This window comes from Coprococcus sp. OM04-5BH (assembly GCF_003482105.1).
In the GTDB taxonomy this organism is placed as follows: Bacteria; Bacillota; Clostridia; order Lachnospirales; family Lachnospiraceae; genus Coprococcus.
The window spans coordinates 154,450-170,568 of the sequence record NZ_QULM01000003.1; the positions used below are offsets into that span (position 1 = coordinate 154,450).

8 protein-coding genes are annotated in these 16,119 nt (G+C 40.4%); all 8 read left to right on the forward strand.

Annotation, left to right across the window (positions count from 1 at the left end; translation table 11 throughout):
- The first annotated feature begins 417 nt into the window (after positions 1-417).
- The 8 genes from pilM (at position 418) to DXB54_RS07975 (ending at position 16,111) form a co-directional block, all read left to right on the forward strand.
- Positions 418-2,025 (forward strand): type IV pilus assembly protein PilM, encoded by a 1,608-nt coding sequence (gene pilM / locus DXB54_RS07940; RefSeq protein ID WP_118694817.1) that lies wholly within the window; start codon positions 418-420, stop codon positions 2,023-2,025.
- Between the two features lie 15 nt (positions 2,026-2,040).
- Positions 2,041-2,793 carry a hypothetical protein gene (locus DXB54_RS07945; RefSeq protein WP_118694818.1) on the forward strand — a complete coding sequence of 251 codons (753 nt, stop codon included), beginning with the start codon at positions 2,041-2,043 and terminating at the stop codon, positions 2,791-2,793.
- 52 nt (positions 2,794-2,845) lie between these two features.
- A complete protein-coding gene (locus DXB54_RS07950) occupies positions 2,846-4,171 on the forward strand; it encodes a prepilin-type N-terminal cleavage/methylation domain-containing protein (RefSeq protein WP_118694819.1) in 1,326 nt (441 codons plus the stop codon).
- Positions 4,172-7,003 (forward strand): hypothetical protein, encoded by a 2,832-nt coding sequence (locus tag DXB54_RS07955; protein WP_118694820.1) that lies wholly within the window; start codon positions 4,172-4,174, stop codon positions 7,001-7,003.
- An 11-nt stretch (positions 7,004-7,014) separates the two neighbouring features.
- Positions 7,015-7,518 (forward strand): prepilin-type N-terminal cleavage/methylation domain-containing protein, encoded by a 504-nt coding sequence (locus DXB54_RS07960; protein WP_118694821.1) that lies wholly within the window; start codon positions 7,015-7,017, stop codon positions 7,516-7,518.
- A gap of 10 nt (positions 7,519-7,528) precedes the next feature.
- Positions 7,529-8,353, forward strand: a complete 825-nt coding sequence (locus tag DXB54_RS07965; RefSeq protein ID WP_158578209.1) for a type II secretion system protein — start codon at positions 7,529-7,531, stop codon at positions 8,351-8,353.
- A 14-nt stretch (positions 8,354-8,367) separates the two neighbouring features.
- Positions 8,368-14,412, forward strand: coding sequence for a DUF5057 domain-containing protein (locus DXB54_RS07970; protein ID WP_118694823.1), 6,045 nt, complete (start codon positions 8,368-8,370; stop codon positions 14,410-14,412).
- 250 nt (positions 14,413-14,662) lie between these two features.
- A complete protein-coding gene (locus DXB54_RS07975; RefSeq protein ID WP_243104782.1) occupies positions 14,663-16,111 on the forward strand; it encodes a shikimate kinase in 1,449 nt (482 codons plus the stop codon).
- The last annotated feature ends 8 nt before the right edge of the window (positions 16,112-16,119 follow it).

The following is a 16,119-nucleotide window of genomic DNA, read 5'->3' on the forward strand; positions in this document are numbered from 1 at the left end:
CGGATTATATATGCCTATAGTCCTCGTATAAGGCATATCCGTTCCCCCGGTCTCTGACTTTATTATTTTAAACGGTGCGGATTATGTCCGGAACCGGCTTTTTTGCAGTCAGCGGTTTTTATTGCTGTGCTTTCCCTTCTATATATAATATGACATGCGGAAGGGATTAACGCGACGACATAAAACTCATGGCGGCAACCGGCTTGCTACCAGGCTGGAAACTTATTTTTTAGTATCGGAGTTTTGAACTGCTAACTGGATCGATGGCAGATGACAGATGATGGTACTGCTAAAAGGGTAACAGAATGTTGACCTTTTGATTATATGGGGTGGACAGCTCGTAAGCTGGTACTCAAGCATTTTGGAAGAGTGATTCTTCCGTGAAAAACTACTGATTAGCGAGGGAGGCTATTTAAGATGGCGAGTAATAACAAAGTATTAACTATCGACATTACAAATGAAAGTATTACTATCATTGAAGCAACAGCTTCAGCAAAAAAACAGTCTACTGTACATAATGCCATAATCTTCGAAACACCGGATGATGCTTATGAAGACGGCGTGATCAGAGACAAAGAGAGAATAGCAGATGCTATTAAAGCACAGCTTAGTGCGAACGGAATAACCAATAAGAACGCAGTGTTCGTTCTTACCTCTACAAAGATTGTTTCCAGAGAGGTTCTTGTACCTTTCGTAAAGGAAAACAAAGTAAAAGGAATTATTAATGCGAACTCATCAGAGTATTTCCCTGTTAATATAGAGGATTACGTTGTATCACACTCTATATTAGAGACTGTAACTGACGCTGAGAACAACAAGCAGTTGAGAGTTCTTGCGGTAGCGGCACCACAGAGTATGGTTAAGGCATATTATGATGTTGCCAATATGGTAGGACTTAAGACAGTTACCCTTGATTTCGTAGGTAACGCAATGCTTCAGCTTATCAAGACACAGACCAGTGACAGTATGACAACAATGGTAATCCAGTTAGGAAGTGAGTCTACAGTTCTTAACATTGTAAAGGGAGACACATTACTGTTACAGAGAACTGTTCCATACGGAACAAATGTTGTAGTCAACGAGGTAATGGACGCCAAGGGCGTAGATGCCACAACGGCCATGACATTACTTCAGAATGAAAGACTTATAACCGTGGATTTCGATGATAATGCCATCACAGGTTCATTTAGATACCTCATCAACAATATAGGAAGAGTAATGGATTTCTTTGCTTCAAAGAATCCTGATAAGCCTATTGATGATGTATTCCTTACAGGTGACGGTGCGCTTATCAAAGGAATTGACGGCTTATTTAAGGTTCAGTTAAATGTATCTACCAGAGTTATGGACACACTTTTAAACATCAAATTCGATCCAAAGATTGACTTAAAGATTTATAACCCTGTATATCTTATGGTACCTATCGGTGCTGCATTTGCACCAATGGGCTTTGACATTGCAGACGCTGCATCGGCAAAGGCATCAAACGGCTTCGACCCAACAGCACTTGTTGTTGCTTTCCTGATCCTGGCAGTTATTGTGGCAGGTGCGGTAACAGCTACTTCATACATATTGAAGAATAAGGCACAGTCAGAGCTTGATGATATAAATGCCAAGATTGCCAGCATAAAGGATATTGAAGATATCGTAAATGAGTACAATGATGCACAGAGCACATATGTAGACGCTGCAGCAATGTACGGATATACAGAAAACCTCAATGAAAATGTAGGAACTCTTATTGCAAACCTTGAGGAAGTAATGCCTTCAGGAATATCTGTTACAAGCTTTGACTCTGCTTCAGATGGTGTAACTATCGAGGGATCAACAGTAACATATGAAGACATTGCCAAGTTTGCTATCAATTTAAAGACTATCGAATGCATTGACCAGACATTTGTTGGTTCGATCACAGAGAATGTGGATGATCAGAGTGGCAAGGTTATGTATGATTTTGTTGTAACATGTGTATACAGTCAGCCTGATGTTATAACAGACACTGACGATACAGTAGAAGTACAGTAAGGGAGGATATAGAACATGGATTCAATAACAAAAGGACAGAGAAATTTATTATTATTCATATTAGGATGTGCAATCATATTCTTCCCTATCAAGTATCTTGCAATGGATAACTTCCAGGAGAGAAAGGATCTTATCTCTGAGAGGGATAAGCAGGAAGTATATTACAATGATCTTAACACCAAGAACCAGAACAGACAGACATATATTGATGGCGCAGCACAGTATAAGGCTGATTATGAGGCTGTTCTTGCTGAGTTCCCTTCAGAACTCTACCAGGAGAACATAATCATGTACCTTGAGGGAATCAAGAACGAGTATGATTATGATTTCACAGATGTAACAATGGGCGAGAGTACATTATTCTACACACTTGGTACAGGTGCCGTAGGTGATGTGACAATAGATTCAACAGCAAGCACAAGTACAGATGCTGACACTACAGGGGCTGCAGGCTCAAGTGATGCATATAACTGTTATGTGGCTACATTCCCGGTTTCATACAAGGGATCATACCAGAATGTTAAGAATGTTATTGATTATATCGAGAGCAGCGACTTCAGAATGACAGTAGACAGTATCAACATTGCTTTTGACGAAGAAACTGGTCTTTATGCAGGTGAGATGGTATTCTCAGCGTATGCAGTAAATGGTGGTGACAGAACAACAGATCAGGTTGATGTTAATGTTAAGACAGGCACATCAAATATCTTTGGCAATCCAACTGTGAAAAGAGCTACTACAGATTCAACAACATCAACACAGAACTAGGTATTAGTTCTGATCATGTAACTGCAGGTTTAATTGAACGGAGTGAAAGTTAATGGCAAAGAATAATAATAAAGGCTTTAGCTTAGTTGAAGTAATTGTTGCCATAGCAGTATTTGCAATATTGATCGTTCCACTTACATCGCAGCTTATTGGTGCCATCAGAACCAACGAGACATCTAAGAAGAAGCAGTATGCGATTGAAAAGGCCGAGGAGATAATGGAGCAGTTTAAGGTATGCGATTTCTCAAAGGATATAAGGATACCTGATGGAAACAGCACCGGAGATTATCTTTTTACTCTCAGCAACTCTGAGAAAAAGTCAATGAGTCTTCCTAATGGAAAGACTGTGGATTACAGTATTGATACATATAAGTGTAATCTGTCTTTAGGCGAAGAGTATGAGAAGTATACCTGTGAGGTACAGGTGAACAGCCTTGCATACGCAGTTCTTTCAGGTGGTTATGTATGGGATTCTGAGAAGAATACATTCAAGGAAGACAGTAAAGGAAATCCTGTTCGTGCGTCAGAAGCAACAGGTGATATCAGAAACCTTGACAATGACCAGGCTGCCATAATCTCAGGTGCAACATACCTGGGACAGAACAGTGGAGTGGAAGGCAATAGTCTTGATAATAAAGCATTCCAGTATTTTCAGGATGCCAAGCTTGATATCCTGAAGAAATATGATGTGTACTACAGCCAGTATCTTTCCGGTGCGGACTATTTCGTAAACGACTCTTTCAACAAGTATACTGACATAAAGGTTGAGAAGAAGGCTGGAAAGTATGTGGTGAGCTGTGTTGTTCACTATGAGGACAATACTAAGCTTGGTATTATCAAGAGTGCATATGCCGCAAGTGGTACAAATGTATATTATCCGGATACAATATATGGAAAGGGTGTAGTGTATGAGAAGGAGTATGACATGCTTCCACCTATATACCTCTTATATGTACCGGCTGTCTATAATGGGGCATACTGTCCTGTAGATAATATTTCGGTTGATACATCAGGTCTTGCAGAGGGAGACAAAGCTAAGATCTATGTATTCGAGACAGCTGCAGAGATAGATGATAAGTATAAGGATATCATCTGTAAGCAGTTTGGGGTTGATGATGTAGAGGATCTTGTTTACAAGAATTCAAAATACACATTAAACCAGAAGAATGTAAAAGTAAGAGCTAATCTGGCAGGAGGAACACTTGATAATTTTGATATGTTTGCCAACTTCAAGATAGATCAGGCTAACTCAGACATCCAGGTTAAATCTACTGATGACGACACAAGCGACAATGTATATATGTATGATATCAAAGTTACTCTTACCGACAGTGACAAAAAGAAGACAGAGGTAACAGGAACAAGGGGGAAGAGATAAATGATGGAGAAGATAAAGAGCAAACTCAAGAAGCTCAATGATCGTGGTTCAAGCTTTGTACTCGTTATAGTTTCCACAACATTCCTTGCTGTCCTGATCTCAGCTTTGATATTGGGCGTTCTTCTGGCATATAAGATCAAGTTCTATAGATTAAATTCTATGAACAACTTCTATGCATGTGAGAAGGCAATGGATGAGATATATGCAGGTATCGGTGCTTCAACCAATGAGCATCTGTACGCAGCATATACAACTACAGCAGAGTACGTGGTGACATACGACTCAAAGAAGGGTTATTACATGAACCTTACAAATGAGGAGGCTAATGACCTTTTCAAGAAGCTCTTCATGTTAGGTATGATGGAGGACAGTGGTTACAATGAGATTGATCAGTTAATAACCACTCTTGAGGGTTTTATTACCGATTCAAATGTTAAATTATGTAAGAATAACTTAAAGATAGTATATGTTGATGATGCAGGTAGAAAGAGCTATAAGATCTGCAAGGAGAATGAGGACGGATCCGTAAGTCTTGGCAAGGTAAGAGAGAACGGCTTCAATGAGTCAAAGATCGTGCAGATAGAGTTCGACAATGTTGGTGTTAAGAGAACTATCGAGATCACTAAAGGCGCCAAGGCATCGATGGCTCCGGGCACATATGAGCAGTCTATTACTACAGATATTGTTCTTACAGAGCCGGAGTACAATGTTTCATTTGACATGGCAGGAGCTGACAGCAACAGCCTGTACAACTTCGCATTCCTTGCTGATATGGGATTACAGGTTAATCCGACTACAGCAGGAACATCAGTAAGGGTTAAAGGAAACATCTACACAGCAACAGATTACTACAACAAGGATTACAATGGTTCAACAGACACAAAGGTAACAAATGCGTATGCTGACTCAGTTACAACAAAGTGGGGCTCTGTTGACGAAAGCTTATATTCAGGAATTTATGCTGATGGTGATAACACAGATCTTACACTTAATTCTGATGTTATCATTAATGCCGGTTCATTGTCAGCAATGAACGGTGCACAGATCAGCATTGCAGGAAGAACAAATCTTCTTTCGGAATTATGGACAGATGGTATTGTTATAGCAGGAGACGAAGGCGGTAAGATCAATGCGGCTGCCAATGCTTATGTATATGATGATACAGAGATTAATGCCGAGAAATCAGAGCTTACTTTCACAAAGGGTACATATTATGGTTACAGCTACACAGCGGACGACGTAAGATCAGTAAATCTTCTCAGATCAAGCGGTAATCTTGCTACAGGCTATAAGCTCAGATCACACTTCTCAGACAGTGCCATAATCGTAAACGGTAAAGAATCAACAATCGATATGTCAGGTCTTGACTCAATATATGTAGCAGGTAAGTCATATATCGAGTTCTCAAAGATCGCGGCAGATAAGGTTACAGACAAGGAGAAGGAAGACAAGGAGATAACCGTTGATGAAAATGCAGATGTTGCATATACATCATTAAAGGATTACTCAACAGGTGAGTCCTTCGACGTAAAATCTAACCAGTTAATATTCCTGTCACAGTGGGAGTGTATACCGGACACAGAGGTTACGGATCCTGATACAGGAATTACAACATGCAATCTGAGATTCCCTAAGACATGGACCGCAAGTGCTCCACTTATGGATCTGTACAGCGATTTCCTTACAGATATGAAGGATGGAACATATATCGCCAAGGCGATCAAGCAGGTTGTATCAGGTCATCCATATTATTATCTTTACATCCAGCCGGGTGATAACAATAATAATGATATAGATGACGCAGAGGAGTTTGCTGAGAAGTATTACGATATGTTTAACACATATAATGAGGAGATCACAAAGAGCCTTAAGAATGTTGTTAAGTACGAAGACTTCCCGGTTAAACTTATACTTCCAAGATCAGGTGCAACGGTTGATACATCTAAGATTAAGACAAATGCAGCTCTGACATATCAGAATGCGGACGATTCATTATTCTATAAGAAGTCAACAGAGACTACACTTGACGTATCACAGGCACTGGTTAAAAGTGCTACAGTAAACAATAAGACCTTTACATCACTTATGGGTGTGCAGAATTTCACAGATAATACAGTTATAAATGACACATACAGATCACTTGTGGCAGATGCTGATAAGCTTCAGAAGTCATCCACAGACAAGGAAGAGGGTGTAAGTAACTTCCTTACATACTTATATATCAATATGAGAGATCACCTTTCACTTGAGAATAAGAAGGATGCTGACAAGAAGGATATATCAGCCTGGGAGATCGCAGGATATGACAGCACAGCATCAGGTTATACTTATTCATATAACAAGGCTGATGATAAGTATTCATACGATTACAGTATCACACCACTTAATACATATGTGAATTATGACTATATCTTCAGCAAGAACGTATCAATCAATAAGTCCATATCTGACTCAGTTGTTGTAGTTTCAACTTCTAATGTACATCTTGGAACAAGCAATGCTGACGGATCCCTTCAGGGTATCGTAATATGTGGTGGAAATGTTGGATTTGACAGTTCAGTTAAGTCCTTTAAGGGACTTATCATTGCCGGCGGCAAGGTTATATGTGACAACAGTATCAGCATCTCTGCTGATGCATCATATGTTGCCGGTCTGTTACAGAAGTGTTCAGAGAATGAGGATGAGAACATCAATGTTATAACAAGAGAAATCCTCAAGAACTACACTGCAACGAAGGAAGAAAATAAATCAGAAGTATCTGGCGTTTCTATTTCAGATATCTCTTACGAAGACATTCTTTCATTCAATAACTGGAAGAAGAATGTAGAATAGGAGGAGGATGAATGAAGAAATTAAGAGAAAATAAGGGCTATTCAATGGTAGAGATGATAATATGTCTTGCAATTATCATGATCTTGGCAGGAATGGCAGTTGTAACAATAAGTTCAATAAGCAGTTCGAAGGCAAGTGCATCAAGGGAAACCTTTGATGCAGAGCTTTCGGCTCTGCAGGCAAGAACCAAAAGCCAGAGTCCGGACAATGCTATCAAGCTGGTGAAGAATGGTGATAGGTATGATATTTATTACGGAACCAGCAAGGACGGAACGGACTTCACACCAAATGATGCGTCAAAGCCTGATGCAAAGCTTGAGAAGGTAAGCATCACATATTCATCAGATGGCAGTGCGGGCACAGAGGTTAATGAACAGATTATTAAGTTCAGAAAATCAGATGGCTCAGTTGTTGTTGGTTACGGAGTGTATAGGTTCAATAAGGCAGGAAGTGGTAAGTTGGTTGCCAGAGTCACATTGAACAAGGACACTGGTAATCATTACTATGGAGAATAAGGGGGCCGGAATGATGAAGAAAAATAATAATAAAGGTTTCACCTTTATAGAGTTAGTAATCTATATGGGTATCTTAGGTATCTTCATGGTAGCTGTTGTTACATTCATTGGTTCAACATTGAATGCATACAAGGTAAACAACAGCAGAAAGAAGCTCCAGACTCAGGCTTCTGAGACATACGATATGGTTTCGGATATGCTTATGGCAGGCACAGAGGTGAAGATCGTCGGTTCAGCATATATTAAGGGAACATCAGCGGGTGTTGATACATATACACAGAGAGACGGTTGCTTTGTTGTTCCGGCTGACAAGGAAAAGGTTGACAAGACATCAGGTGCTATTATTGCAGAAGGCGGTCTGGCGGCGAGAACCGAGTCCATAGTAAATGGTGGATCAGCAGCATGCTATGACATTGCGGCAGTGAAACCATTCACATCAACAGATACTCCATCAACAGATAAACAGACCATGATAGATGTTAAGTATCTCTATATAAAGTATACATCGGATCTTACAAATGACGGGGCTAACATATATACTTATTGCACATTGAAATATGATGAGACAGAGAAGAAGTTATATGTATATAAGACTAATTCAAACGATGCAGGCTTTGACGAGGTAGCAGCGTCTAAGATTCATGATAACTCCAGCGCTGGTGACAGCGTTGTATGTAAGAATGTAGAACAGTTCAAGCTTCAGGTTAATCCTGATACAGGAACATTCGCAATTATTCTTGAACTTGATGACCCACAGACATCAGCACAGTACGATATGAATGGTGTTGTAAGTCTGAGAAATTCATTCGTGCTTAAGAAGCATGAGTGGAAATAATTAAGGAGGGAACTATGGTGTTAAAGAATAGAAGAGTTCTACTGTCATCGATAGCTATTGTTCTTACACTTATTGTGTCAGCAATATTCGTGAACTTCACATTGGCCGGTTCGAACAAAGCCGCTGATGATGAGCAGATGACAGAAATACAGGCTTCTAACAGTCTGACCGGATATTCAAACATTGATCTCGCTATTGTAAACTCCAATGATGCAGCAAAGAAAAAGGCTAACGAAGATAAGTTCCGTGTAGTACAGATACTTCCAAACAGTATGTCTGAATATGCTAAGGCTGATCAGGATATAACAAAGATTATTACAGCTTCTGATTATAAGGGAGATGTTTCGAAGGATAGTAAGAATTATAAAACTTCAGATCTTTGGAAGTATGTATATGATGGTGAGTTTTTCAGACTTGCAGTATTTAATGGCTACAAGGAGATGGCTAAGGATGATATGGCTAAGGGAGCCGTACAGCTTACCACATATACAGTTTCTGAATTAACAAAGACAGACGCAGATGGTTCTACATCCATTCCGGATGATGTTAAAGAAGCTCTTTCAAATGCAGATTTCGTATATGTTGCAGCATATAAGAGTAGCGATTATACAGGCAATAATGATATCAGCGAAGATGTATACACATGGTTAAATAACTATGCAACAGTAGACAATCATCCACTTGTTATCGACAGATATGCTCTTGGAGTTGATGATCCAAGTACAATCAAAGGTAATAACGACAGCACAAGAATGGGTGCTATGGCATTCAGAGTGATAACAAAGACTCTGACATCCAGATATGATAATGTATTAGTTACAGAACCTGGCTTCTTTGCAACATTATACAAGGAAGCTGATGACAACAAGCATATTGATCCAATGACACCTACCACTAAGACTATTTCAGACTTTATACTTACTGCTGAGAGAACAGCAGATGAGGGTGGTAATGATTATATCCATAACAGGACATACTATAAGTGGTATCTTTCAGATTCATTTGAGGATTTCACAAGTGGTCATGTTACACATGAGGATTCAGCTTATGCACCTGTTAAGCCTGGTTCATCAGGAAACACAGCGTCAAGAACCTCATGGGAGATGGACAATGCCAATATCCTTGTAATTACAAAGGATAGTGGTGAATACAATGATATTTATAATTATCTTTCAGAAAACAACGACGGAGTTGATCTGAATAAGGATACATACACTTCAGCAGATGCTAACGGTGTATGGCGTGCAAGCACTGATGGCGGACACAACAGTGTGGTAACAACAAATCTCTATGCGAAGGGTATGGCTTCAGTACCAAGTGGTGCCAATATCTATAAGATCTCAGATGCGGATCTTAAGGAAGCAGTAGAGAATCCGGGAGTTCCGTTCCTTGCAGTAGATCCTGCAGCAACATTTAACCCGGATATTGAGACAACTAAGATTGCCGGAACAATTACAACTCATGGTGATCTTGAGCTTGACAACACAACATTACATCTTCTCGTTGATACCGGTGAAGGTGTATACAAGAGAGCTGTAGATGAGAATGGAGACGAGATAACATTAGACATTGATAGCTCGGATTATACAGATGATGGCAATGGAGGATTTGTATATAAGTACGAGTTCCCATTACTTAATCCAACATATTCGTACAAGGTAGTAGCAGAAAATGGTGACGATACACTTGTTGTTGGTGTAAATGGTAATGATTATGAGATCCATGGTAATGGAGTGGATATGGCAGCCGGATACACATATACAGGTGTGGTTGCAACATATCAGCAGTACCTGGACGCAGTAAACAATGGTGACACAGCATATGCTGATGAGACTTCAACAGCAGATTATGTATTACTTGATACAAAAGACAGAGTATATGCTTATGCCAGATCGCTGTATGATACATACTCAGCCAAGTTATCAGCAGAGGCAGGAAATCCAACAACTCCACTTGATTTTTCAAGCTTTGATTTTGTATTCATTGAGTCCGGTAAATACAGCAATGAGATCGAGCAGAACGCATATGATCTTCTTTGTTCAGCAGCGGATCAGAGAACATACTTCATCGTAAGCTCGGAGGCTGGAGACGGAAAAGGTTCAGCAGGCGGCAACGGCGGTGGTGGCAAGAGAGATGATATCATCGTAACATCACCATCAGCTAAGGCACTGGCAGATATAATCAATGCAGGTGTATATAGAAACGGTGCAGATAACAAGTTTAGAGTACTTGAGATCCAGCCGGATTATCCTATTGACCTTGAGGTGGCATCTAAGGCAGCTAATGTAACTACCGCATGGAAGAAGAGAACTGACGGATCAGCTATTACAGGTGATTACTATACAGTACCATCTGATGTAGTTGAGGGTAAGGCTCAGGAAGAGCTTCAGTCACTTACAGAGCAGTATTATGACTTTGATCTTACAAAGGCAAAGCTTGCTTATGCCATAGATGGTTTATCATATGGACAGATAGAGCTTACCCAGGTATCCGGTGAGGCTATAGAGGGTATGACAGCAGATGTTATGGCTACATATGATCTTGTTTACATTGGTGGTGACATCAGTGCATTAGACAGGGATCCATCAGAGGTATATGGCTCATCCAAGTTCGGATGGAACAGTGGTGGTGCGGGAAGCTATATCTTCAAGGCATTACCAACATTCATAATGTACTACCATACAGGTATGCTCACAGAGGTGGCAGGTGCCGGTACATACCACATGGATAGAAATAAAGCTGACGGAACTACGATGCTTGCGGTTCCACAGGTGACACCTAAGACAACAGATAACACATTCCTTGCAGAAAACGGTAATGACCTTACCAACACAAAGCTTGAACAGCTTCAGGAATATGTTAATTCAGGAAGACCTATAATCGTAAGCTCAGAGCTTTCAAAGATATATGACAACATGAATGCTGAGGGACAGCCAAAGCTCAGTGAGTCACAGCTTCTCATGGGTTACTGGTATAATGAAGGTCATGCTGAGCGTACTAACTATTATCTTGATCCATCGTCAAGAATGTATAAGCTTCTCGGACAGATCAAGTCTAAGAGCGACAGCAATAGTGTAGTATGGGGCTTTGATCCATCTAAGGAGATGAAGGTTGATAATTCAGAAAGTAAATATGGAATTACAAACTTTACCTTCTATCATGGCAATATTTATAAGGATGTAGATGCCCAGAAGGAGGCCTGGTATAATAACGATGGCGTAGTTAAATGCTATGCAACCGTATACAATAATGACAACAATGTACTTATAAATGATGCGGTTAAGAAGTCAGCTAAGCGTGCAAGGCTTACAGTTATAACTTCACCTACAGCATATAAGGAAGGCATTGAGTCAACCTATATAAGTACAACGAACCTTTCGTTTACAATCCTTGTAGATGGAGCAAATAAGACATACAACTATAAGCTGTATGTTGATAAGGATAAGAACACAGCTTTTGAGGATGATAAGGACTATGTAACCTCGGGAACAGTTACCTCAAGTGAAGAAAAGACAATAAGTATTGCTCTTGATAATGATTTCTTCGGAGCAGCTTACTGGAAGATCGAGATTACAGACGCTGATGGAAATGTTGTTGCAGTTAAGACCGGTATCAGCAAGATTGTTAATACAACAGATGGTATCAGTGAGATCAATGTTCTTCAGGTTCAGACAATGGCAGAGGGACAGAGTGCAAGTACATGGACAGCAACAGATACATTGTACTTTGATATTGAATCACAGACAGCTCATAAGATTGCCAAGTATAATACATATGCTAATCAGGTAGATCTTGATAACTCTCAGCCACAGCAGTATAGGGCTCTTGGTTTACATGAGAACAGGTTTGGTATCATAGAGTACGATATGGGTGCAGGTCAGGATGATTACTATTCTAACCTTGCAGAGGCTCTTGGGGATGACTATGATATTAATCTTGATATGGTAGTAGCAACTCAGGACAGAGAGAACTTCACTACAGGTGATAATGCGACCAGCTCATATAATTCTCTTGAGAGATGGGTAGCAGAGGCAGAGGAGATCGAGACAACAGGATCTTACAATGGTACTACTAAGGCTGAGTATGAGACTCTTGCAGCTGCAGCGTTAAGCCAGTACAACCAGGCATCAGCTGACTGTGATGCACCTCTTAAGGAGTTACAGACATTTGTTGAGAATGCACTGCTTCGTTCAAAGGGACAGTACTCAGGAAAAGATACAGCTACACTTGACAGCTTCCTTAATAACTTTGGATGTTCAGTATCAGAGAGAAACAAGGTTCTTCAGTATATGATCGATACAGGAGAGTATCACATAATATACTGGCCTAAGTACAACAGGATGAACCATTGCGCAGGCGAGTGGTCAAGCGGAGCTAAGTGGTCTAATGACTTTGGCTCAAAATATGGTGAGTTACTTTATAATTATACAGCAGCTCGCGACGTAAAGATAACAGCATGGAACAACTACAGAACCAATCTTAGAAGATCATATGGTGAGGACTTCTTAAGCAAGATGTATTCAATCCTTATACTTGGTCCTTCGGACTCATTTGGTAACTATCTTGTAAATCCAAATGCTAAGACCTGTGAGTATATTCTTAAGTATGTAGGCAAGGGCGGAGATTTATTCTTCTTCCATGACTCAATGTCAACAGTAGCAGATGCAGGTGCAGTTGAACTCACCAAGACACTGCTTTCAGTAGTTGGAATGAACAGATTCCACGTTGATCTTACAAACCAGGCTAATTCTTACACAGTTAAGGAGGCCAAAGTACAGATACTGAACCCTAACGGTGCAAGCATGAATGGTAAGAAGATCACAGATGTACAGTACAAGTCAAGCAATAAGGATCTGTACTACATGACTCCATATTGTATGCTTGGAGATGTTCTCCTTAACAGTATGAATGACGCATTGTATGCAGACAGACAGGGACAGTGGACACCTGCTCTTGGAGAGGCATATAACATAAGGATAAGTGGTCTTGCCATGACAAACCTGTACTATAACAGAAATAATGGCGGAGCTACAACTACATTACCATATGTATACGCTCAGGAGTCATTTACACAGGCAACATCATGGTCAGGTGCAGCAAACCAGGATCAGTCAGGACTTGCTCAGACGGTTAAGGCGGCTAAGTTAAATGATGGTCTTGTGACAATGTATCCATTCCAGATTGGTGATCAGCTTAATATATCAGGTACTCACCAGCAGGGATTCGCACTTGATCTTGAGTCAGATAAGGTTAATGTATGGTACACACTGGCAGGTTCTAACAACGTAAACAGTGCTAAGACAAGATCTTCACTTTACGCAGCCAGCCCACATGACGCTACAGAGAGTTACTTCATCTATACAACCTCTTACGGCAGTGGTGCTATCACATACTGTGGTGCCGGACATTCATCAGTAACAGGTAAGACAACAAAGAACAATGATGAGAGAAGACTCTTCATCAACGTAATCGTAAACAGTGCCGAGGCAGTAACACCAAAGCCGAAGATTACAATTTATGAGCCTGACACAGATCTGGTTGAAGAGGAAGAGATTGACGAGGAAGTACAGGAGACAACAGGTAAGAAGCTTTACTTAGCTGATTACGACAGTGTAACAGATCCTGGAAAGGTTGATTTCAAGGTAACATTCCCAGAGGGTGTAAAGCTTACATTAGTAAATGTATACTTTGATCTTGATTATGATGACAGTGATTACACTAACAGACCATCTTACAATAATAAGACAGATGTAATGATTAAGTCTTACACAACAAATGATGGACTTGATAAGCTTGCGGCTGACGCTACTGCATTTGGAGCACAGCTTAGAACAGCAAATACAAATGGCAAGGTAGATCTCAAGGATGAGTACTTCGAGCCATACGGTGGAAACTACACATATGTTGTTGTTGAGGCTTATTACCAGGGTGGAAAGAATCCTGTATACGTTATGTATAAGCTTAAGGTTTCAGATCCACTGTTCAATCTTACAGAGATAGACGGAGATATGATCGAATATCTTGACGCTGTAGCAGTTGATAAGAAGGTAATATCATAAATTTAATAAGGTGAAGCTGACATAACAGAGACCTAAAAAGTCAATATTATGGAAGCAAAACCGAAGAGATCATAACATGATAGTTTCAGGGAGCAGATAGTTAATATCTGCTCCTTTTTTTTCGTCTGAAAATATTATATAATCAAACTTGTGGTGTTTTAGAAGATTTATTATTTATAATGCAAGGCTTATATATAATGAGATGAATATAGACAACAAGAAAGATAAAGACTAGGAGAGTATAGAAAATATGGGCATAGATATAGATGGAAAGACAAGATTACTTGGACTTATGGGAGATCCTGTGGAGCATACCCTGTCACCGGTAATACACAATACATTAAGTGAGATCCTGGGACTGAATAACGTGTATGTGCCGTTTCATGTTAAGAAGGAAGGTCTGGCAAAGGCTGTGGAAGGAGCCTTTCAGTTGAATATACTGGGACTTAACGTAACGGTTCCTCACAAAAATGATGTGATAGCAAGTCTCTGCTCGGTTTCTGATGAAGGTCTTGCCATAGGTGCAGTCAACACTCTGGTAAGGACGGAGAATGGTTACAGGGGATATAACACAGATATGCTTGGTCTTACAAGGGAGATTAAGAGCTATGGCATAGAGCTTGTGGGCAGGAAGGTTATAATCCTTGGAGCCGGCGGTGCGGCGAAGGCGGTGGCATATATGTGTATGGCAGAGAAAGCTTCAGATATATATATATTGAACCGTACATTGGAGAAAGCAACGGAGATTGCAGAGCACATGAACAGCTTCTTCGGACGTCAGACCATCCGTGCCATGAAGCTTTCTGACTGGCGGGAGCTTGTAAAAAATAGATCAGATAGAGATAAATCCAGTGAAAATAAAGCCGGTGGAAATAAAGCCGGTGGAAATGGTACTGATGAAATTGTATTTTCAGAAAAATATATAGCCATACAGTCTACATCTATAGGTCTTAAGCCGGACAATGACAGGGCTGTTATAGAGGATGAGGATTTCTATAGAATGATCGATACAGGAGTGGATCTTATCTACAGTCCGTTTGAAACTAAGTTTATGAAGTTATGCCGTAGAAATGGGGCAAAGGCATACAATGGACTTAAGATGTTATTGTATCAGGGGATTATTGCCTATGAGCTGTGGAATGACATAAGCGTGTCTGAGGAAGTGGCAGATCGGGTGTATGAGGTGTTAGAGAAGAACGCAAGGAACAATACAGTTTTAACAGGCTTTATGGGCTGTGGCAAGTCTACAGTGGGAAAGAGGCTTGCTAAGGCTACCGGAAGAGATTTCCTTGATGTAGATAAATATATTGTGGACAAGGCAGGCTGCTCCATCAGCCGGATATTCGCAGAGCACGGAGAGGAATATTTCAGAGCCCTTGAGACAGAGGCATTAAATGAGATATACAACACCGTCACAGGAACGGTCATATCTACCGGCGGCGGACTGCCAATGAGAAAGGTCAACAGGGATATATTAAACAGACTGGGAGAGGTTGTATATCTGGATGTAAGCCCTGATTGCGTGTATGAGAGGCTTAAGGGTGATACCACAAGACCATTGCTACAGTCTGAAAATCCTATGGAACGTATAGAGGAGCTGTTGGGCTTTAGGAGACCTGTATACCTTGATGGGGCAGATAGGACGGTTAATGTGTCCTACAGGACCGTTGAGGACATAATAAAGGATATAATTGATTAGGTGCAGTA

What these genes read in the sequence shown, in the direction of transcription:
- DXB54_RS07945 (WP_118694818.1), top strand. Translation starts at nt 2,041, where the DNA reads ATGGATTCAATAACAAAAGGACAGAGAAATTTATTATTATTCATATTA.
- DXB54_RS07955 (WP_118694820.1), top strand. Translation starts at nt 4,172, where the DNA reads ATGATGGAGAAGATAAAGAGCAAACTCAAGAAGCTCAATGATCGTGGT.
- DXB54_RS07965 (WP_158578209.1), top strand. Translation starts at nt 7,529, where the DNA reads ATGATGAAGAAAAATAATAATAAAGGTTTCACCTTTATAGAGTTAGTA.
- DXB54_RS07960 (WP_118694821.1), top strand. Translation starts at nt 7,015, where the DNA reads ATGAAGAAATTAAGAGAAAATAAGGGCTATTCAATGGTAGAGATGATA.
- pilM (WP_118694817.1), top strand. Translation starts at nt 418, where the DNA reads ATGGCGAGTAATAACAAAGTATTAACTATCGACATTACAAATGAAAGT.
- DXB54_RS07970 (WP_118694823.1), top strand. Translation starts at nt 8,368, where the DNA reads ATGGTGTTAAAGAATAGAAGAGTTCTACTGTCATCGATAGCTATTGTT.
- DXB54_RS07975 (WP_243104782.1), top strand. Translation starts at nt 14,663, where the DNA reads ATGGGCATAGATATAGATGGAAAGACAAGATTACTTGGACTTATGGGA.
- DXB54_RS07950 (WP_118694819.1), top strand. Translation starts at nt 2,846, where the DNA reads ATGGCAAAGAATAATAATAAAGGCTTTAGCTTAGTTGAAGTAATTGTT.